This window comes from Kitasatospora sp. MAA19 (genome assembly GCF_029894125.1).
In the GTDB taxonomy this organism is placed as follows: domain Bacteria; phylum Actinomycetota; class Actinomycetes; order Streptomycetales; family Streptomycetaceae; genus Kitasatospora.
On sequence record NZ_JARXYZ010000012.1, the window covers coordinates 173,184 to 192,960 of the forward strand.

Sequence of the window (19,777 nt, forward strand, 5' to 3'; positions counted from 1 at the left end):
TGCTGGTCAGGCCGGATCGGCGGTCTGCGCGTAGCCGGGCCCTAGCCGATCGTCGCGCCGAAGTGGCTCAGCGCGGCGGTGACCGGCTGGAAGAAGGTCTCCCCGCCGCTGGTGCAGTCGCCGCTGCCGCCCGAGGTCAGGCCGACGGCCTGGTCACCGGAGAACAGCGCACCGCCGCTGTCGCCGGGCTCGGCGCAGACGTCGGTGTCGATCAGCCCGCGGACCGAGCCCTCCTGGTAGTTCACGGTGGCGTTCAGGCCGGTCACGGTGCCGCCGTAGACGCCGGTGGTGGATCCGCTGCGCTGGACCGACTGGCCGACGAACGCCTGGGCGGCGCCGCTGATCGACTGCGTGGTGCCGTCGTACAGGTCGACGGAGCTCGGGTGCCCGACGGCGCTGGTGTACTTGACCAGCGCGTAGTCGTTCCCGGGGAAGGTGGCGCTGGTCACCGAGCCGATCTGGCCGCCGCCCTGGGAGTCCGACCAGCTGCGGAAGGCCACGCCGCAGTGGCCCGCGGTCAGGAAGTACGGCTGGCCGTTCTTGACGACGTTGAAGCCGAGCGAGCAGCGGGCGCCGCTGGCCCAGATCGCGTCGCCGCCCGCGATGAGGGGCTTGAAGCGGTCGGCCGACCGGTTCAGCCGGGCGGTGTCACCGAGGGCCGCGACCGCCGCCGTCAGTCGCTCCAGGTCCGCGCCGGTCACGGTGGGGTCCGCCGTGACCGCCACCTGGTCGGTGCGCGGGTCGATCGACCAGGCGGTGCCCGGTATGGTCGCGGTGCGCTGCAACTCCTGCTGCGTGCCGAGCAGTTCCGCCATCGAGTGGCGGACGGTGCGCGGCTGCGCGCCCGTCTGCCGGACGCGCTCGCCGGCCACCGCGTCCAGGACGTTGACGACGAGCCTGCCGTCGGTGTCGACGTAGGCGCCCGCGCCGGCGCTGTCGCCGAGCTGCCCGGTGAGGTCGCTCGCGAGCCGTGCCGTGGCGGCGGAGGTGGTGGAGAACGTCCGCGGCACGGCCGCCCCGGACGGGGCGGCCTGCGCGGAGACCTGCGGGAGGATCAGCGCGGCGGTGAGGGCGGTGACGCCTGCGGCGGCGAGTGCGGTGCGGCGGGTCGGGGTCGGGGTGATCCGTCGTGTCTTCAACTCGGCTCCTGCTGTGGGGGATTGGGGCCTGAGGGAGGAGCCGCCGGAAGGGGCGCGCGCTGGGCGCGGGTCGGCGGCCGAACACTGGCCGGGTGCATGTCAACCGGCTGAGCCGAGTGTCCCGCCGGCGAAGGGCCGCTACAAGAAGGTGGCCCCACCCTGTTCCCCTGACTGCAGCCATGCGGAGCATTGGCGCAGAACTACAGGAATGTAGAAATGAGTTGGCGTCGAATCGGGCCACGCACGGCCGAACGCCCGTGGTGGCCTATGCAGGTGGACATGATGGCGCCCAGCCGGACCGCAGGGACGGGCTCCTGGGTGTCGGTGGCCCGGGAGGTGAGGGCCCGGCCGGAGCGGCGCAGCAGCAGGACGGCCGCGACGCCCAGCAGTCCGGCGGCGATGCCCAGCCCCTGCTGGGCCGGCTGCGCGCCGAGCACGGGGTGACCTTGGCGCTGATCAGCCACGACCTGCCACTGGTACGCGAACACGCGGACACGGTGGTCGAGTTGGGGCCGGCTCCGGACATGATGGCGCCCGCCGGCTCGGCGTGGGTGAGGTGACGCGCCGAGCCGGCGGGCGGGCTATGGGTCGGTGGGCGGCGGGTCAGACCCGCCCGAGCAGAGGCAGCGGGGCGCCGGTGCGGGCGGGGAGTTCGAGCCGGGTCAGCAGGGCGGAGGGCGACACCTCGACCACCGGGCAGCCCGCGCGGTGGCGGCAGTGCCGGGCCACCGAGCCGTGCCGCAGCCGGTCGAGGCGGCGGCGGGTGGCGGCGCCGAGGACCAGCAGGTCCGCCGGCCCGGTGACGGCGCCGACCAGGGCCGGCCCCGGCTCGGCGTTGACCACCAGCGGGTGGATGACCAGGCCGGCCGGGTAGCCGCCGTAGGCCTGCTCGAAGGCGATGTCCAGCCGCCGCCGGGCGGCGTGCTCCAGTTCGGACAGCGGGCGCAGCCCGTCCCGCTCGCTCGCGGTCCAGGCGGCGACGGGCACCAGCACGGCCTCGTGGCGGGCCGCCTCGCCGACGGCGTGGTAGAGGGCGGCCAGACTGCTCAGTGATCCGCTCAGGCCGACGATCACTCGGGTGGTCCCGGTCATGGCGGTTCGCCTCCGTCTCTCCGGTGCTGTCTCGCCGGGTCGGTGCTCCCAGGCTTCGGATGACTCCAGTGAACCCCGGAACCGGTTCGTCCGTACCGCCGCTGACACCACCATGACGCCGGCCGCGGACTTCTTGACGGCCTCCTGACAGCCGCCGGGTCAGCCAAGCCCGGGCACGAACTGGATCAGCAGGTCGATCGCCTTGATGCCGAGGAACGGCAGGATCAGCCCGCCCAGTCCGTACACCCGCAGGTTGCGCCGGAGCAGGTCGGTGGCGGAGGCGGGCTGGTAGCGGACACCGCGCAGGGCCAGCGGGATCAGCGCGATGATGATCAGCGCGTTGAAGATGATCGCGGAGGCGATCGCCGAGGTGGGGCTGTGCAGTTCCATGATGTTGAGGTGGTGCAGGCCGGGGTAGGAGCCGGCGAACATCGCGGGGATGATCGCGAAGAACTTCGCCACGTCGTTGGTGATCGAGAAGGTGGTCAACGCGCCCCGGGTGATCAGGAGTTGCTTGCCGATCCGGACGATCTCGATCAGCTTCGCCGGGTTGGAGTCGAGGTCGACCATGTTGCCGGCCTCCTTGGCGGCCGGGGTGCCGGAGTTCATCGCCACCCCGACGTCCGCCTGGGCGAGGGCGGGGGCGTCGTTGGTGCCGTCTCCGGTCATCGCCACCATGTTCCCGGCGGCCTGCTCACGCCGCAGGTGGGCGAGCTTGTCCTCGGGGGTGGCCTCGGCGAGGAAGTCGTCGACCCCGGCCTCGGTGGCGATGGCGCGGGCGGTGAGCGGGTTGTCGCCGGTGACCATGACGGTGCGGATGCCCATCCGCCGCAGCTCGGCGAAGCGTTCGGCGATGCCCTCCTTCACCACGTCCTTGAGCTCGACCACGCCGAGCGCGCGGGCGCCGTGCCGGTCGTGGACGGCGACCAGCAGCGGGGTGCCGCCGGCCTCGGCGATCCGGTCCACCAGCGGCTCGGCCTCCATCGGCATCCGCCCGCCGGACTCCACCACCCACCGGGCGACGGCGCCGGCGGCACCCTTGCGGATCAGACAGCCCGTCCCGTCGGGCCAGCTGAGGTCGACGCCGCTCATCCGGCTGTGCGCGCTGAACGGGACGGGCCGCTGCTCGCCGAGTTCGCCGGGTGCGCGGGGCGGCACCCAGTACTGACGGTTCGTCAACTCGATGAGGGAGCGACCCTCCGGCGTCTCGTCCGCGACCGAGGCCAACTGGGCCGCCTCGGCGAGCTGTTCGGTGCTCGCGCCGGGCAGCGGGTGCAGCGCGACGGCCCGGCGGTTGCCGTGGGTGATGGTGCCGGTCTTGTCGAGCAGCAGCACGTCGACGTCCCCGGCGGCCTCCACCGCCCGGCCGGACAGGGCGACCACGTTGCGCTGTACCAGACGGTCCATCCCGGCGATGCCGATCGCGGACAGCAGCGCGCCGATGGTGGTCGGGATGAGCGCGACCATCAGGGCGACCAGCACGACGGTGGTCTGCGGCGCGTGCGCGTAGATCGCCATCGGCTGGAGCGAGACCACGGACAGCAGGAAGACGATGGTGAGCGAGGCGAGCAGGATGTTGAGCGCGATCTCGTTCGGGGTCTTCTGCCGGTCGGCCCCCTCCACCAGGGCGATCATGCGGTCGACGAAGCTCCGCCCCGGCCGGGAGGTGACCCGCACGACCAGGTGGTCGGAGAGCACCCTGGTGCCGCCGGTGACACCGGTGCGGTCGCCGCCGGATTCGCGGATCACCGGCGCGGACTCCCCGGTGATCGCCGACTCGTCGACGGCGGCGACGCCCTCGACCACCTCGCCGTCCTGCGGCACGACCTCGCCGGCCGGCACCAGCACCACGTCGTGCAGCATCAACTGCTCGGCGGGGATGACGTCGTGGCGGTGGTCGCTGGTGCCGACCCGCCAGTGCAGCAGCCGCCGGGCGGTGGTCCCGGCCTGGGCGCGGCGCAGCGACTCGGCCTGCGCCTTGCCCCGGCTCTCGGCGACGGCCTCGGCGAGGTTGGCGAACAGCACGGTCAGCCAGAGCCAGAAGCCGATCACCCAGGCGAAGACGCTCGGGTGGATCACCGCGCTGAGGGTGGTGAGCGCCGAGCCGGTCTCCACCACGAGCATCACCGGGTTGCGCATCATGGTGCGCGGGTGGAGTTTGCGGACGGCGGCGGGCAGGGCCTCGGCGAGCTGGCGGCGGGTGATGAGCCGGCGCCGCCCGCCGGGCTTGCTCGGCCGGTGGCTCGGGTGGTGGTGCGGGTGCTGATCGGACCGGTGGTCCGGTTGGCGGTCCGCTTGGTGGCGCGGGGACTGCTCGGGGACCCGTGCCGGGCGACGGAACCAGTCGGTTCGGGCGGCGGTGGTGGTGTCCGGTGGGGTGAGGGCCGAACGGCGCATCGTCTCGGGGGACCTTCCGGGCCGCCCCGAAGCGGCGGGACGGCGTGCTCGGTGGCGACGGGGACGGCGCACAGCCCACCATCGGATCCCTGCCCGTCATGCACCTCTTGACGCGGGCTTGGCGCTGGGGCGGGCGTCCTTGACAGCTCTCTGACACGCGAGTCGATCAGCCGTTCGGGTGTGCGGGCGGCCGTTCGGGTGAGCCTCTGTGGCGGCGGATGCCGGGCGGGCGGCGGCGGATGTCAGGAAGGCGTCAAGGACGCCCGGCGGCGCGTAGGCCACGCGTCAAGGCCCGGTGCGATCGGCGGCCGGTGGGGATCCACTGAATCGAGGGCCGCACCACGGCGGCCCGCCCGAGCCCCGAGGAGCCTCTCGTGAACAGCACGATCGCCACCGCCGTCGAGCAGCCGACGCGCCGCCTGGTCCGCCTGGTGTCCGCCGCCGGCCGCCAGGACCGCCAGGACGGCCAGGACCGCCAGGACGGCGCCGAGCCGCCGCATCCTGCGCCCGCGGCCACGGTCGGCCACGACCGCGGTCGCCCGGCGCACTGCCGGATCGCGATGCATTTCGAGGACTGACCGGCCCCCTGCACCCCGCCCCACCCCCTTGGAGTACCGCCATGACCCAGCTCACCGCCCCGGCCTTCCCCGCCCCCTCGACCGCCCCTTCGACCGTCCCCTCGACCGCCCCCGCCGACGCGCTCGGCGGCCCCTGGCCGGCCTCGGCGCGGCCCGGTCCCGGCGGTGACGTGCTGGTCGGCGGGGTGGGGCTGGCGGAGGCCGCCGAGCGGTTCGGCACCCCGTTGTACGTCCTGGACGAGGCCGAGGTGCGGGGCCGCGCGCGGGCGTACCGGCGGGCGCTGCCGCACGCCGAGGTGCTGTACGCGGCCAAGGCCTTCCTGTGCAGCGCGATGGCGGACTGGGTGGCCGAGGAGGGGCTGGGCCTGGACGTGTGCTCCTCCGGCGAGCTGTGGCTGGCCGCCTCGGCCGGCTTCCCGGCGCAGCGGATCCTGCTGCACGGCAACGCCAAGTCCCCGGAGGAGCTGCGGCTGGCCCGGCGGCTGCGGGTGGGGCGGATCGTGATCGACGGCCCGGCCGAGATCGCCCGGCTGGCCGCGCTGGTGGCCGCCGACACCCCGCAGCGGGTGCTGGTCCGGGTGGTGCCGGGGATCGCGGCCGGGCACCACGCGGCGGTGCGGACGGGCGTGGGCGGACAGAAGTTCGGCTTCCCGATCGAGGGCGGGGACGCGGCCGACGCGATCGCCCGGGTGCTGGATCAGCCCGGGCTCGAACTGGCCGGTCTGCACTGCCACCTGGGCTCGCAGATCACCGAGGTGGAGCCGTACCTGCAGGCGGTGGACGCGCTGGTGCGCCTGCTCGCGGAGATCCGGGCGCAGCACGGCGTGGAACTGCCCGAGCTGGACCTCGGAGGGGGCCACGGCATCCGCTACCTGCCGGGGGACGCCGAGCTGGACGTCGCCGACTTCGCGGTGCGGGTGACCGACCGGCTGGCGGTGCGCTGCGCCGAGGCGGGCCTGGAGGTGCCGCGCCTGATCGTCGAGCCGGGCCGCGCGGTGGCCGGGCCGGCCGCGGTGGCGGTGTACCGGGTGCTGTCGGTGAAGCACACCGCGGACGGCCACTGCTTCGCCGCCGTGGACGGCGGGATGAGCGACAACCCGCGCCCGGCGCTGTACGGATCGCCGTACAGCGTCCGGCTGGTGGGCCGCCGCTCGGAGGCGGGCGCCGCCCGGGTGGACGTGGTGGGCCGCCACTGCGAGGCCGGCGACGTGCTGGTGCGCGACGCCGTCCTGCCCGCCGACCTGCGGCCGGGCGACCTGCTGGCCGTCCCGGCGACCGGGGCCTACCAGCTGTCGATGGCGTCGGGCTACAACCTGGTCGGCCGCCCCGCCGTGGCCGCGGTGAAGGACGGCCGGGCCCGGCTGCTGATCCGCCGCGAGACGGTGGAGGACTTCCGCCTGCGCGAGGTCGGGAGGTAGGTCTGCGCGGCGGTTCGCCATTCAGTTCTGAATTCATGGATGTGAACCAACGTCTCGGTGGATATCAGTCGATAACTGGACATAGCCAAAGCCCTCAATTCGTGGATGTGGACGAGAGGTCTTGACCGGTCAGTGGGTTGCCGCTTCACTCCCGGGTCAGGAGCACCGCCACCGGTCACTCACGAGACAGGGCGATCCCATCCATGACCCAGAGCACCGCGTCCGCGGTGTCGTCATCGACACCGCGCAGCATCAATCCCGTGACGCTGTACGCCTTCGGCGCGCTCGGCGGCATCCTGTTCGGCTACGACCTCGGTGTCATCGCGGGCATTCTGGTCGTCATATCCAAGACCTGGCAGCTGTCCGGCCTGGACAAGGGGGTCGTCACGGCGGCGCTGTCGGTCGGGGCGGTGCTCGGTGCGGGCCTCGCCGCCCGGCTGACCGGCCGGATCGGCCGCCGGCGCACCATCATGGTGGCCGGTGGCGTGGTCATCCTGGGCACCCTGGCCTGCGCGCTGGCGCCGGGCTTCGGCTCGCTGGTGGCCTTCCGTACCGTCCTCGGGCTGGGCGTCGGCCTCTCGTCCGCGACCGTGCCCACCTACCTGTCCGAGCTGGCGCCGGCCAGGATCCGCGGTGCGATGGGCTCGCTCAACCAGATCTTCATCGTCAGCGGCATCCTGATCGCCTTCCTGGTCGACTACTGGCTCCAGCCGCACGGGCAGTGGCGCTGGATGTTCGCCGGCGCCCTGCTGCCCGCGGTGGTCCTGGTGGCCGGGCTGGCGTTCCTGCCGGAGACCCCGCGCTGGCTGGTGAACCTGGGCCGCGAGGACGAGGCCCGGGCCGTCCTGGCGGCCACCCACCCGGCGGACGAGATCGAGGCCGAACTGGCGTCCATCCGCGAGGTCATCCGCCTGGACACCGGCCAGACCGCCTACCGGGTCCGGGAGTTGCTGGCGCCGTGGGTGCGTCCGATGCTCTTCGTCGCCCTGCTGCTCGCGATCGGCCAGCAGTTCAGCGGGGTCAACGCGATCAACGCGTACTTCCCGACCATGCTGGTCGCGCTCGGCCTCACCGCCAACACCGCGCTGCTCTCGGCGGTCGTCCTCGGCGTCACCAAACTGGCCTTCACCGCCTGGGTGGTCTTCGTGGTGGACCGCTGGGGCCGCAAGCCGCTGCTGCTGATCGGCAACGTGGTGATGGTGGTGACCCTCGCCCTGGCCGGCTGGGTGGTGACCCACGTCCACGACAAGGGCACCCTCGGCGTGCTGACCGTGGTGCTGCTGGTGCTGTACCTGGCCGGGTACGAACTGGGGTGGGGTGCGGTGGTCTGGGTGATGATGGCGGAGGTCTTCCCGCTGAAGGCGCGCGGCGCGGGGATGGGCGTGGCCTCCGTCGTGCTGTGGGCGGCGACCGGTGTGATCACGGCCGTCTACCCGATCATGTCCGACGGCAACCATCTGGGCGTCGGCGGGTCGATGTACGTCTTCGCCGGGGTCAACGTGGTGCTCCTGGTCCTCACCACGTGGCTGGTCCCGGAGACCAAGGGCCGCAGCCTGGAACAGATCGAAATCGGCCTGCGCCACTGAGACACGGACGGGCCCCGGCCTGCCCCGGCCGCCGTGTTCGTCCGGCGGGCGGGGCGAGCCGGGGCGCCGCGCGTCCGGTCAGCGGGGGGCGTGGCCCTGGCGGGGCGGGAGGCTGGTCACGGGGGCTCCGCAGAGGTGGTCGGCGTCGAGGTCGGGGAAGGTGAAGCGCCCTCCCAGGTGGGCGAGGACGGGGTCGTCGGCGGCGGGCTGTCCGTGGGCGGCGAGGACGGCGCCGGCGTGGACCTCGGCGTCGTCGACGGGGGCGTAGCCGAGCGCGCGGGCCTCGTCGAGGGAGACCCAGCCGCCCCTGGTGTTGGGGGAGACGCCGTACACGATCCGGTAACCGGGGTGCTCGACGGCGAGGCAGGCCTCCAGCAGGCGGGCGCAGTCGTCGGGGGAGAGCCAGGTGGAGAGGGCGCGGGGGTCGGGCGGCTCGGCGAAGCAGGTCATGATGCGGATGCAGATGACGTCCAGTCCGTACCGGTGGTGGTAGAGCGCGCCGAGTGCCTCGCCGGCCACCTTCGAGACGCCGTAGTACGTGTCGGGCAGGGGCGGGGTGGCGGCGGTGAGCGGGTACTCGGCGGGGGTGCGGAAGCCGACGGCGTGGTTGGACGAGGCGAACACGACCCGGTGGACGCCGGCGCGGCGGGCGGCCTCGAAGACCGTGTGGGTGCCGTTGATGTTGACGTCGAGGATCCGCTCCCAGGGCGCTTCGAGGGAGATCCCGCCGAGGTGGATCACGGCGTCGACCCCTTCGCAGGCCGCCCGCATCGCGACCGGGTCGGTGACCGAGGCCTGGACGAACTCCTCGCCCTCGCCCGGTTCGAGGGCGACGAGGTCGAGCAGCCGGAGGGTGCGGCCGGGCCGAGCCAGCCGCGGCCGGATCAGGGTGCCGACGCCGCCTGCCGCGCCGGTGACGAGGATTAGGGACACGGTGAACTCCCTTGCCTGGCTTGTCTGGATGGGGGCGCCGCCCATGCTCACAGAGGATCAGGCCGTTCACAAGAAAGGCTGATGTTCAGGTACAGGAACGCCGGGTGCCTTGACCGCCACTCGGCCCGAACCTACGCTGGACGCGTTCATATTCATGTACGCGGTTCGTGAATCTGAAGGGATCGGCCCAGTGCCCGCACCCGCCGGCAACTCCCCGCTCGCCGACCGCCTGGACGGCCTGCTGTTCTTCCCCGTGACCGCCTTCGACCGTGACGGCGGTTTCGACCCCGGTGGCTACCGGCACCATCTGGAGGCGCGGCTGGCGGACGGCCCCGCCGCGGTCTTCGCCGCCTGCGGCACCGGCGAGTTCCCCGCCCTCGCCCCCGCCGAGTACGAGCGCTGCGTCGCCGTCGCGGTGGCGGCCGCCGCCGGCCGCGTCCCGGTGATCTCCGGCACCGGCTACGGCACCGCGCTCGCCCGCGAGTACGCCGCCGCCGCCGAACGGGCCGGCGCCGACGGCCTGTTGGTGCTCCCGCCGGAGGGTGTCGACGGCGGGCAGGAGGGACTCGCCCGCCACTACGAGGCGCTGGCGGCCGGCACCGGACTGGACCTGATCCTCTACCAGCGGGGCCACCTGGCCTTCGAGCCCGCGACCGTGGCCCGACTGGCCGAGGTGCCCACCGTCATCGGCCTCAAGGACGGTCGCGGCGACCTCGACCTGATGCTCCGGATCGTCAGCGCGGTGCGCACCGCGGACCGGCCGGACTTCCGCTTCTTCAACGGCATGCCGACCGCGGAGATGACCCAGCTCGCCTACCGGGCGATCGGGGTGCCGCTCTACTCCTCGGCGATCTTCTGCTTCGCCCCCGATCTCGCGCTCGCCTTCCACCGGGCGTTCGACAAGGAGGACACGGCCACCCTGGCCACCCTGGTCGACGTCTTCCTGCGCCCCTACGTCGAGTTGCGGCGCCGGCGCCCCGGCTACGCGGTCTCCCTGGTCAAGGCCGCGACCCGGGCCGCCGGGCACCCGGTGGGCACCGTGCGGGCGCCGCTCGCCGAGCCCGAGCCCGAGCACGTGCGCGCCCTGCGCGACCTGGTCGACCGCGCCCGTGAGGTGCTCGCTTGAGCGGCGGCGCGGCACCGCTGCGCCCGAGTGACGGCGCGGCACCGTTCGACCTGAGCGGCGGCGCGCCGCCGGGTCGCCGTCCCGAGGTGGGCGGCTACCTCTACCCCTGGGACGTGGACGGGGACCCGGCCTTCGCCGACCGCCTGGCCGGCCTCGGTATCCGCCGGGTGGCCGTCGCCGCGGCCTACCACAGCGTGCGGGCGCTGACCCCGCACCATCCGCGCCACAAGGTGGTCACCGCGGCCCATGCCGCCGTGTACTACCGTCCGGACCCGGCCCGTTGGGAGGGGACCGGGCGCCTGCGCCCGGTCGAGGCCCCCGGGGTGCCCGGGTCCTTCGGCCGGGCCGCCGATGCGCTGGTCGAGGCCGGGGTGGAGGTCTACGCCTGGACCGTGCTGGCGCACGCCCAGCGGCTGGGCGAGGCCCGTCCCGAGGCCGCCGTGGTCAACGCCTACGGCGACCGCTACCCGTGGGCGCTGTGCGTCGCCAACCCGCTGGTCCAGCAGTACTGCGCCACCCTCGCCGCCGAGGTCGCCGGACAACCGGGCCTGGCGGGCTTGGAGTTGGAGTCCTGCGGCTGGTACGGCTTCGACCACCTGCACGCCCACGACAAGGCGGCCGGGATCGTCCTGCCACCCTCCGCCCGGCTGCTGTTCTCGCTCTGCTTCTGCCCGAGCTGCCGGCACGCCTACCGGGCCGCCGGAGCCGAACCGCGGGCGCTGCGCGCGGCCGTCCGGGCGGCCCTGGACCCGGTGTTCGCCGGGGCCGCCCCCGATGCCGCACTCGACGCGGAGCCGTACGCGGCGGTGGTCCGGATGCGGGTCGCCGCCGCCACCCGGCTGCGGGAACTGGCGGTGGCGGCGGTCCGGCGGGAGCGGCCCGGGCTGCCGGTCCTGCTGCACGCCCAGCCCGACCCGCTCGGCTTCGGCCCCTCGCCCGGCCTGGACCCCGCCGACGCCTTCGCCCCGGCCGACGGGCCGGTCCTGCTCGCCACCGTCCGCTCCGCGGCGGCGCTGGCGGCCGTCCGCGCCTACGCCGGTCCCGGCCGTCGGGTGGTGGCGACGGTCGGCGCCGTCGAGGGGCTGGGCGGCGACCGCTCCGACCTGTCCGACTGGTGCGCGGCGTTGGCCGGCGCCGGCGCGAGCGAACTGCGCTTCTACCACCTGGGGTTGGCGTCGCGTACGGACCTGGCGGCGGTCCGGGACGCGGTGGCCGCCCTGCCCGCCCCGGCACAGTGCCTGCCCGACGGGCGGGGTCGGATCACAGGTGGCGGGTGGCCAGGTCGAGCCGCTCCTGCGCGGTGAGGAGGGCGTCGCGGATCATCTGCTCGCGTCCCGGGGTGAGCCGGGCGACCGGCACCGAGCAGCTGACCGCGTCGCGGGCCGGCCTGCGGTTGGGGACGGGGACCGCGAAGCAGCACAGCCCGGCCGTGTTCTCCTCCCGGTCGGTCGCGTAGCCGCGCTCGCGGATCGCGCGCAGGTCGTCGAGCAGAGCGGCGCGAGAGGTGTGGGAGTGCTCCGTCAGCGGCTCCAGCCGTTCCGGCAGCAGCCGCTCCACCTCCTCGTCGGTGTGGGTGGCGAGCAGGGCCTTGCCGAGCGCGGTCGAGTGCGCGGGGAGGCGGCGGCCGACCCGGGTGAACGGGCGCAGGTAGTGCTGGGAGGCGCGGGTGGCCAGGTAGACCACGTCGGTGCCGTCGAGGCGGGCGAGGTGGATGGTCTCGGAGGTCTCGTCGGCCAGCCGGTCGAGCGCCGGCCGGGTGGCCGCCACCACCTGGTCGCCGTCGATGTAGGACGTGCCGACCAGCAGGGCGCGGACGCCGATGCCGTAGCGGGTGCCGGTCAGGTCGGTCTCCACCCAGCCGAGGTCGACCAGGGTGCGCAGCAGCATGTACAGGCTGCTCTTCGGGTAGCCCAGTGCCTCCTGCACGTCGGCGAGGCTGTGCAGTCCGGCGTGCCCGGCGAAGTACTCCAGGAGCTTGACCGTGCGAACCGCGGACTTCACGTTCGCGCCGTCGGGTGCGGCGGGGCTCGGCTGCGCCATCGGGACGACCTTCCTGTTCACAGATGTGGACGGGGTCCAATATAGCGCTGCCCTGGCAGGCTCAGGCTCTCCATGGCGTTCACAAGAGTGAATGCTGTCCGGGTACTTGACCAGCCCTGCCGCTCGGCGCTGTCATGGGTGGTGCGTAGCTTCGCGCAGCTGAGTTCCAGTCATCTCGGCGACCCGCATCGCGTCCGGGTGGCCGGCCTGCCTCAAGGGAGCATCATGAAGCGTTCACTGATCGCCGCGTGGGCCGCGATGGCCCTGTGCGCCACTGCGCTGGGCCTGGCCGGCCCCGCCCAGGCCGTCGACGCCGAGGCCTTCGCCGCCCAGGCTTCGGCCGCCGCCACCTCCGCCGCCCAGGCTTCGGCCTCCACCTCCGCCGCCGCCTGGACCGGCGAGTTCACCGGCTACGGCAGCAGCGCCTGGACCGGCGCCTGGGGCACCCTGTCCACCGGCCAGTGGGGCCGGCCGAACCTCAGCGGGACCAGCGACCCCACCGCCCCCGGGGACGGCTCGGCCCTCCAGGTCTTCTACGGGGCCGGCTCCTCCGCCAACTCCTGCTCCGACTGCCCCTCCAGCGGCGGCGGCCAGTTCTACACCGACCTGCCCACCCTCGGGCTCGGCGACCTGGCCGACTCCACCACCCTGGACCTGAAGTACTACCTCAAGCTGCCCTCGGGCTTCGACTTCGGCCGGGCCGGCAAGCTCCCCGGGCTGTACGGCGGCACCCCGGGCGAGGCCTCCGGCGGCAACCACGGCAACGCCTGGTCCACCCGGTACATGTGGCGCAACCCCGGCAGCGGGGTCGGGAACGGCGAGGTCTACCTCTACACCCCGACCAACTCCGGCCCCTCCGGGTACGGCGTGGACCTCGGACTCGGCTCCTGGCAGTGGCCCGCCGACGGCAACTGGCACAGCATCGAGCAGCTGGTCGACCGCGGCAGCGGCGACGTGACCGTCTGGCTCGACGGCGGCCAGGTGTTCACCCAGCCCGGGGCGGGTGCGCCCGACCTGGCCTCGATCCCGTTCAGCGGAGTGTTCTTCTCCACCTTCTACGGCGGCCACGACACCAGTTGGGGCCCGGCCACCGACCAGTACGCCTACTTCGCGCACTTCAGCCTGGCCACCGGCCCCCAGCACTGACCACCCGCCGGCTCGACACCCCGGTTCGCCCGCAGGCCCGCCACCGTCGGCCACGAGCAAGACGTCGCCGTGCCGCTCGCGGCCCGCACCGCCGACGAGGTCATCGACGACAACGCCGTCCGCTTCGAGGACGTCGCAGGGGAGGCCGACGTCGTCATCGACCTGGTCGGCGACGACCACGTCGGCGTCCGGGTCAACGGATTTGCGAGGGCGTTCGGTTGAGGTCGCGGGCCGCGCGCGGTATGACCATGATCACACCCGTTCCTGTCTGCCGTGATGCGGCCCCCATCGCGTCTGAGTGTTCGGGGGACCTGTCCCCACGAGCGAATCGGAGACCGGACTGTGTGTGCTGACCAAGGCGGCGGGGCCGAGGACGAGAAGCCCGGACGTCGGCGATGGCGTCCGTTGCGGTGGATCAACTACCCGCGCAGAGGGCGGCGTGGGGTCCGCCGCTGGCTTCCGTCCTGGCGACTGCTGCTCCTGGTGGCGGGGACGGGGGCGGTGGTGCTGGCGGGATGGCTGGCCTGGTTCTACCGGACCACCAAGGTCCCGGAGGACCTGAACGCCTTCGCCACCCAGCAGAACAACGTCTACTACTGGGCGGACGGCACCGAGATGGCGCGGATCGGCCCGACCAACCGGCAGGAGGTGCCGCTCGACCGGGTGCCGCAGTCGGTGCAGTGGGCCGTGCTGGCCGCCGAGAACGAGACCTTCTACTCGGATCCGGGGATCTCGATCACGGGCATCGGCCGCGCGGTCTACCAGATGGCTTCGGGCGGCGACACCCAGGGTGGCTCGACCATCACCCAGCAGTACGTCAAGAACATCTACCTGAACCAGCGTCAGAACATGTCCCGCAAGCTCAGCGAGATGGTCATCGCGATCAAGCTGGACCAGCGGATGAGCAAGCAGGACATCCTCGAAGGCTATCTGAACACCAGTTGGTTCGGGCGCGGCAGCTACGGCATCGAACGTGCCGCGGCGGCGTACTACGGCAAGGACGTCTCGCAGCTCGATCCGAGCGAAGGGGCCTTCCTGGCAGCCCTGTTGAAGGGGGCCGGGCAGTTCGATCCGGCGCTCAGCACGGAGAACCACCAGCGGGCCGAGGACCGGTGGTCCTGGATCCTGGACCGGATGGTGAAGGCCGGCAAGCTCTCGGCCGCCGAGCGCGCCAAGTACACGGTGTTCCCCGAGCCCAGGCCCCAGCCGAAGTCGGCCGGGCTGAGCGGACAGGTCGGGTACCTGGTGGACATGGCCAGGACCTACGTGGAGGGCCACAGCGACATCACGGCGGCCCAGTTCGACCTCGGCGGCCACCAGATCCACACCACCTTCGAGAAGCCGAAGGTCACCGCCCTGGCCGCCGCGGTGCAGGACGCCACCAAGGGGATCGACCCCGGCAACCGCGAGGCCGACAGGTTCCTGCGGGTCGGCGCCGCGTCGGTGTCCCTCGACGGGCGGATCGTCGCGCTCTACGGCGGCCCCGACTACCTGAAGCAGGGCTTCGACAACGCCAACACCTCCTCGGTGCCGGTCGGTTCGGCCTTCACCCCGTTGGTGTACGCCGCCGGCCTCGGCCAGGGCGTGCAGCGCCAGCGGGGCGGCAGCCGTACCCCGGTCCTGCCCACCACGGCCTACGACGGCGACAACGGGGTGAACGTGATGACCCCGGAGGGGCCGTACTGGGGGCGGGACGGGAAGATCGTGAAGACCGCCAACGACGGCAAGCGGGACTGGGGCACGCTCACGCTGCGGAGCGCGCTGGAGCAGTCCGTCAACGGGCCGATGATGCAGCTCGGCCTGGACGTCGGCCTGGAGCAGGTACAGAAGACCGCCGCGGACCTGGGTGTGCTCCCGGCCACCATGGGGGAGTTGGTGCCGGCCTTCGGGGTCGGGAACTCCACGCCGAGCGCGATCAGGACCGCCGACGCGTACGCCGCCTTCGCCGGGGGAGGCCGCCACACGGACCCGTACTCGGTCCTCAGGATCACCCGGAACGGCGAGCAGCTTGCCCTGCGCCTGCCGACCGCCGCGCAGGCGCTGACCCCGGCGGTCGCGGCGGAGGTGGACACGGCGCTCAAGGGCGCGGTCCGCACCGGCAGCGCCGCGTCGGCGGCGGAGGCCGGCCCTGACGTCGCCGGGAAGCCCGGCACCACCGCGGACCGTACGGCGGGGTGGTTCGTCGGCTACAACGGGCAGGTGTCCACGGCGGTCACGGTCTTCCGGGCGGACCTGAAGGACATGAAGCTGCTCTCGCTGGAGGGGGTGGGCGGCGCCGCCCCGGACACCCCGGACTCCGCGCTGCCCACCCGGATCTGGACCTCGTACATGAAGACGTCCTAGCGGCGGCCGGGCAGGCCCGGCCCGCCGTGGGGCCCGTGACACCACGGGCCCCACGGCCGCCGGGACCGGGTCACTTGACCAGTCGTGACCAGTCGGCCGGCTGCCCGGGGTCCAGGCTGCGCAGCTTGTCGAGCACCTTGGGGTCCTGGGCGTCCAGCCAGTCGGCGACCTGGCGGAAGGAGACGCAGCGGACGCCGTCCCGCTTGCAGACGCTCTTCATCACGTCCTCGATGGCCTGCATGTAGATGCCGCCGTTCCAGGTCTCGAAGTGGTTCCCGATGAAGAGCGGGGCCCGGCTGCCGTTGTAGACCCGTTCGAAGCCGCTGAGATAGCTCTCCCGGGTCTCCTTCTCCCAGGTGGCGTACTTCTTCGGGTCGCCCTTGGTGCTGTCCCCGGACTGGCCGGCCAGGAAGTTGAAGTCCATCGAGAGGCCCTGGGTCGACTTGCCCGGGTAGGGCAGCATCTGGAGTGGGAAGTTCCAGATGCCGCCCTTCTTGGTGGGCCAGACCTGGAACTCGCCCGGCGAGCTGGCGTCGTACCGGAAGCCCGTCGCCTTCTCGGCCGGGAGCAGGGCCTTCTGGCCCTCCAGACAGGGGGCGCGGCCGCCGACCAGCTCCTTGGTGTAGTCGAAGGGCAGCGGCGGCAGGTTCTTGAGGCCGGTGTTGGTCTTCCAGTTGGTGACGAAGGAGATCGCCTGGTCGAGCTCGCTCTTCCACTCCTCGGTGCTCCACTCGCTGCCGCCCTTGGCGTTGCAGAAGTGCCCGTTGAAGTGGGTGCCGATCTCGTTCCCGTCCTGCCACGCCAGGCGCAGCTGCTCCAGGGTGTCCTTGATGTGGGCGTCGGTGGCGAAGTCGATGGAGGCGGTGCCGACGTCGTGCTGCGGCGGGTGGTAGAGCGTGCGTTTGGACTTGGGCAGGGTGTAGATGCCGGAGAGGAAGAACGTCATCTGGGCGTTGTTCTCCGCCCCCAGCTTGCGGAAGCGCGAGAACAGGTGGTCGTCGCCCTCCAGTGCCCCGTCCCAGGAGAACACCACGAACTGCGGCGGCTTCTCGCTGGGCTTCAGCTTCTCCGGCGTGGCCTGCCTGGGCTGCGGGCCGGTGTCGGAGGTGGAGCCGTCTCCGAGCACCTTGACCTGGCCGTCCCAGGTCGGCGTGGGGACGGGGTCGGGGCCGGGGCCGGCGGGCGGCGTGTCGGTCGGGTCGGGCGCGGGGATCGACGGAGCGGCGTCGGTGGCGGTCGGTCTGCCCTTCGCGTCGGAGTCTCCCGCGACCAGGGCCGCGACGACCCCCACCGCCAGCAGGACGGCCACGCCTCGAACAGCCCGCACCATTGCCTCCTTTTCTCCGACACCTGGTCAGCTGGTGTTCGGAAAGTTGTTCCTACAGACCGATGTTGGTCGTCTTCGCCTAACGCTCCTTCGGTGGTGCGGGGTTGCCATGACTGCTGCGGATCTTCGCCCGGCGGTCGGCGCGCGGGTCGGTAACAGATCGGTTTCGGAGCCCGCCCTCCCCGCGCTCGGGTCTTGACGAAGCGGGGAGGGTGGGCGTTTGCTGTGACCCGCCCGTTCGAACCTGTTTGTTTCCGGTTTGTTTTGTGCATTTGAACGTTCAAAACCAGCCCGACCCCCTCACTCTCGCCATCCCCCCGCTCTCGCCACCCCCCTTCTCGCGCTCCCCTACCCTCGCCACCCCACCGAGAGGAATGCAATGTCACACCTTTCTCGTCGCGATCTGCTCCGAGCCTCCGGGGCGGGTCTGCTGGCCCTGGCGGCCGGCGGCGCGCTCACGGCCTGCGGCGACTCCGGTTCGGGGAGCGCCTCGGGCGGGGACGCCGACACCGGCACCATCACCGTCTGGTCCTGGGCCACCGCCGCCGACGCCCTGCGCGGGATCGTCCCGGCCTTCGAGAAGGACAACCCGGGGATCAAGGTCGACGTCCAGGACATCGGCGAACCGGCCATCTGGGACAAGATCACCGTCGGCATGGCGGCCGGCGGCCAGGGCCTCGGCGACGTGCTGCACATCGGCTGCGACTACCTGCCCGGCTACATGGAGAAGTTCCCCGGCGGCCTGGCCGACCTCTCCGCGCTCGGTGCCGACGCGCACAAGGACAAGTTCGCCAAGGGCCTGTGGCCCGTCGTCAGCGGCAAGGACGGCCACGCCTACGCGCTGCCCTGGGAGGTCAACCCGCTCGGCTTCTTCTACCGCAAGGACTACTTCGACAAGGCGGGCATCGACCCCGAGTCCTTCGCCACCTGGGACGACCTGCTCGCCGTGGCCGACCGCTTCAAGGCCGCCAACCCCGGCGTCGCCCTGATCGGCGTCAACCGGGCCGCCAACCCCACCCCCGACCTGGACTTCGTCCAGGCCCTGATGCAGCTCCAGGGCGCCTTCTACTTCGACCTCCAGGGCAAGATCACCGTCGGCTCGGAGCCGGCCGTGCGCGCCCTGACCATCGTCAAGCGGCTGGACGAGGCCGGGCTGATAGGCGACACCCCCGGCGTCCAGAGCTGGATGCCCGTGATGAAGAGCGGCAAGCTCGCGGTGGCCGCGATGCCCGCCTGGGTCGCGCACTACCTGGAGAAGAAGTTCCCCGACCAGAGCGGCAACTGGCGTCTCACCAAGCCCCCGGCGGTCACCCCCGGCGGCAAGCGCACCGCGCTGGTCAACTCCACCCACCTCGCCGTCGCCGCGTCCAGCCCGCGCCGCCGCGCCGCCTGGAAGTTCGTCGAGTACGCGGTCACCCGTCCGGCCTCGGTGAACGCCATGTTCAACGCGGGCGGCGTCTTCCCGGCCCTCACCGAGGCCTACGCCGACCCGCTGTACGCCGCGCCGAGCGCCTACTACGGCGGCCAGCCGGTGCTCAAGACCTTCGCCGACCTCGCCACCGAGGGCGGCGACCCCACCAACTACTCCGGCGACTACGCCCGCGCCCTCAAGCTCGTCAGTGACGCCCAGGTCAAGGTCCTCCTCAAGGGCGCCGACCCGGCCGCCGTCCTCCAGGACGCCGCCAAGCAGCTCGCCCAGCAGACCGGGCGCGGTACCGCATGAGTGCCGCCAGCCCGCCCGCCGCCCTCACCAGGAGGTCCGCAGCGCCGCGCCGGTCCCGCTGGCGGCGCACCGCCGTGCCGTACCTGCTGCTCGCCCCCGCCCTGCTGACCTTCGGCGTGTTCAAGGCCTACCCGGTCATCGACTCGCTGCTGCTGTCCTTCACCACCGGCTCCGGCACCGCCACCCACGGCGCCGGCCTCGCCAACTACCAGCGGCTGCTGGACGATCCACTGTTCTGGACCGCCCTGCGCAACACCGCAGAGATCCTCGTCGTGCAGGTCCCGCTGATGCTCGGACTGGCCCTGCTGATGGCCGTCGGCATCAACTCCGCGCTGGTGCGCTGGCGCACGGTGTGGCGGCTCGGCGTCTTCATGCCCTCCGTCACCGGCCTGGTCGCCACCGGCGTGATCTTCGCCTACCTGCTCAAGACCGACGACGGCGCGGTCAACTGGGTGCTGAACGCCGTCGGCCTGCCCTCCGTCGACTGGCTGGGCCAGCCCGTCTGGGCCCGGATGGCCGTCGTCCTGGTGCTCACCTGGCACTACACCGGATACAACGCCGTCATCTACCTCGCCGGACTCCAGTCCATTCCGCGGGAGTTGTACGAGGCCGCGATGGTCGACGGCGCCGGACCGATCCGCCGCTTCACCTCCATCACCGTCCCCGCGCTGCGCCCGGTGCTGCTGTTCACGATCGTGCTCTCGACCATCGGCACGCTCCAGCTCTTCGACGAGCCGTACGTGCTGACCGGTGGCGGGCCGGACAACGCCACCCTGACCGTCTCCATGTACCTGTACCAGAACGGCTTCCGGTACTTCGACTTCGGCTACGCCTCTGCCATCGCCTACGCGCTCACCCTGCTCGTGACGGTGCTCGGCGCCGTTCAGATGCGCCTGATGGGAGAGCGCGACACGTGACCTCCAAGAACG

Annotated in this window: 17 protein-coding genes; 10 read left to right on the top strand and 7 right to left on the bottom strand. The window is 72.5% G+C overall.

Features of this window, described 5'->3' with window-relative positions; translation table 11 throughout:
* Positions 1-41: 41 nt before the first annotated feature.
* The 4 genes from P3T27_RS20260 to kdpB all read right to left on the bottom strand — a co-directional run bounded on the left by P3T27_RS20260 (position 42) and on the right by kdpB (position 4,628).
* Complete coding sequence (locus P3T27_RS20260) at positions 42-1,139, bottom strand: S1 family peptidase (protein ID WP_280680489.1); 1,098 nt, start codon at positions 1,137-1,139, stop codon at positions 42-44.
* A gap of 200 nt (positions 1,140-1,339) precedes the next feature.
* Positions 1,340-1,627 carry a hypothetical protein gene (locus P3T27_RS20265; protein ID WP_280680490.1) on the bottom strand — a complete coding sequence of 96 codons (288 nt, stop codon included), beginning with the start codon at positions 1,625-1,627 and terminating at the stop codon, positions 1,340-1,342.
* A 115-nt stretch (positions 1,628-1,742) separates the two neighbouring features.
* Complete coding sequence (locus P3T27_RS20270; protein ID WP_280680491.1) at positions 1,743-2,231, bottom strand: universal stress protein; 489 nt, start codon at positions 2,229-2,231, stop codon at positions 1,743-1,745.
* 159 nt (positions 2,232-2,390) lie between these two features.
* Positions 2,391-4,628: a potassium-transporting ATPase subunit KdpB gene (gene kdpB, locus P3T27_RS20275; protein ID WP_280680492.1), complete on the bottom strand. Its 2,238-nt coding sequence runs from the start codon at positions 4,626-4,628 to the stop codon at positions 2,391-2,393.
* Between the two features lie 374 nt (positions 4,629-5,002).
* On the opposite strand from kdpB, the gene P3T27_RS20280 reads away from it, so the two are divergent.
* The 3 genes from P3T27_RS20280 to P3T27_RS20290 all read left to right on the top strand — a co-directional run bounded on the left by P3T27_RS20280 (position 5,003) and on the right by P3T27_RS20290 (position 8,210).
* On the top strand, positions 5,003-5,206 hold the full coding sequence (locus tag P3T27_RS20280) for a hypothetical protein (protein WP_280680493.1): 204 nt from the start codon (positions 5,003-5,005) through the stop codon (positions 5,204-5,206).
* Positions 5,207-5,247: 41 nt separating this feature from the next.
* Positions 5,248-6,624, top strand: coding sequence for a diaminopimelate decarboxylase (gene lysA / locus P3T27_RS20285; RefSeq protein WP_280680494.1), 1,377 nt, complete (start codon positions 5,248-5,250; stop codon positions 6,622-6,624).
* A 203-nt stretch (positions 6,625-6,827) separates the two neighbouring features.
* Complete coding sequence (locus P3T27_RS20290; protein WP_280680495.1) at positions 6,828-8,210, top strand: sugar porter family MFS transporter; 1,383 nt, start codon at positions 6,828-6,830, stop codon at positions 8,208-8,210.
* Between the two features lie 78 nt (positions 8,211-8,288).
* On the opposite strand, the gene P3T27_RS20295 is transcribed toward P3T27_RS20290, so the two are convergent.
* Positions 8,289-9,143, bottom strand: coding sequence for an NAD(P)-dependent oxidoreductase (locus P3T27_RS20295; RefSeq protein ID WP_280680496.1), 855 nt, complete (start codon positions 9,141-9,143; stop codon positions 8,289-8,291).
* A gap of 154 nt (positions 9,144-9,297) precedes the next feature.
* Here P3T27_RS20295 and P3T27_RS20300 point away from each other — a divergent pair, with 154 nt between their 5' ends.
* Positions 9,298-10,269 (top strand): 5-dehydro-4-deoxyglucarate dehydratase, encoded by a 972-nt coding sequence (locus P3T27_RS20300; protein WP_280680497.1) that lies wholly within the window; start codon positions 9,298-9,300, stop codon positions 10,267-10,269.
* A gap of 86 nt (positions 10,270-10,355) precedes the next feature.
* On the top strand, positions 10,356-11,573 hold the full coding sequence (locus P3T27_RS20305; RefSeq protein WP_280680547.1) for a hypothetical protein: 1,218 nt from the start codon (positions 10,356-10,358) through the stop codon (positions 11,571-11,573).
* Here the strand turns inward: P3T27_RS20305 and P3T27_RS20310 are convergent.
* Positions 11,530-12,309 (bottom strand): IclR family transcriptional regulator, encoded by a 780-nt coding sequence (locus tag P3T27_RS20310; RefSeq protein WP_280680498.1) that lies wholly within the window; start codon positions 12,307-12,309, stop codon positions 11,530-11,532. The two genes, P3T27_RS20305 and P3T27_RS20310, sit on opposite strands and share 44 nt — an antisense overlap.
* Positions 12,310-12,534: 225 nt before the next feature.
* Here P3T27_RS20310 and P3T27_RS20315 point away from each other — a divergent pair, with 225 nt between their 5' ends.
* The 3 genes from P3T27_RS20315 to P3T27_RS20325 all read left to right on the top strand — a co-directional run bounded on the left by P3T27_RS20315 (position 12,535) and on the right by P3T27_RS20325 (position 15,798).
* Positions 12,535-13,455 (top strand): polysaccharide lyase, encoded by a 921-nt coding sequence (locus tag P3T27_RS20315; protein WP_280680499.1) that lies wholly within the window; start codon positions 12,535-12,537, stop codon positions 13,453-13,455.
* Positions 13,456-13,524: 69 nt separating this feature from the next.
* Positions 13,525-13,677 (top strand): hypothetical protein, encoded by a 153-nt coding sequence (locus P3T27_RS20320; protein WP_280680500.1) that lies wholly within the window; start codon positions 13,525-13,527, stop codon positions 13,675-13,677.
* 120 nt (positions 13,678-13,797) lie between these two features.
* Positions 13,798-15,798 carry a transglycosylase domain-containing protein gene (locus tag P3T27_RS20325; protein WP_280680501.1) on the top strand — a complete coding sequence of 667 codons (2,001 nt, stop codon included), beginning with the start codon at positions 13,798-13,800 and terminating at the stop codon, positions 15,796-15,798.
* Between the two features lie 70 nt (positions 15,799-15,868).
* Here the strand turns inward: P3T27_RS20325 and P3T27_RS20330 are convergent, their stop codons facing one another.
* Positions 15,869-17,125, bottom strand: coding sequence for a hypothetical protein (locus P3T27_RS20330; protein WP_280680502.1), 1,257 nt, complete (start codon positions 17,123-17,125; stop codon positions 15,869-15,871).
* A 379-nt stretch (positions 17,126-17,504) separates the two neighbouring features.
* Between P3T27_RS20330 and P3T27_RS20335 the strand changes: the two genes are divergently transcribed.
* Both P3T27_RS20335 and P3T27_RS20340 read left to right on the top strand, forming a co-directional pair.
* Positions 17,505-18,848: a sugar ABC transporter substrate-binding protein gene (locus P3T27_RS20335; protein WP_280680503.1), complete on the top strand. Its 1,344-nt coding sequence runs from the start codon at positions 17,505-17,507 to the stop codon at positions 18,846-18,848.
* Entirely contained in the window at positions 18,845-19,765 is a 921-nt protein-coding gene (locus tag P3T27_RS20340) for a sugar ABC transporter permease (RefSeq protein WP_280680504.1), read from the top strand. The genes P3T27_RS20335 and P3T27_RS20340 overlap by 4 nt, the downstream gene beginning before the upstream one ends.
* The last annotated feature ends 12 nt before the right edge of the window (positions 19,766-19,777 follow it).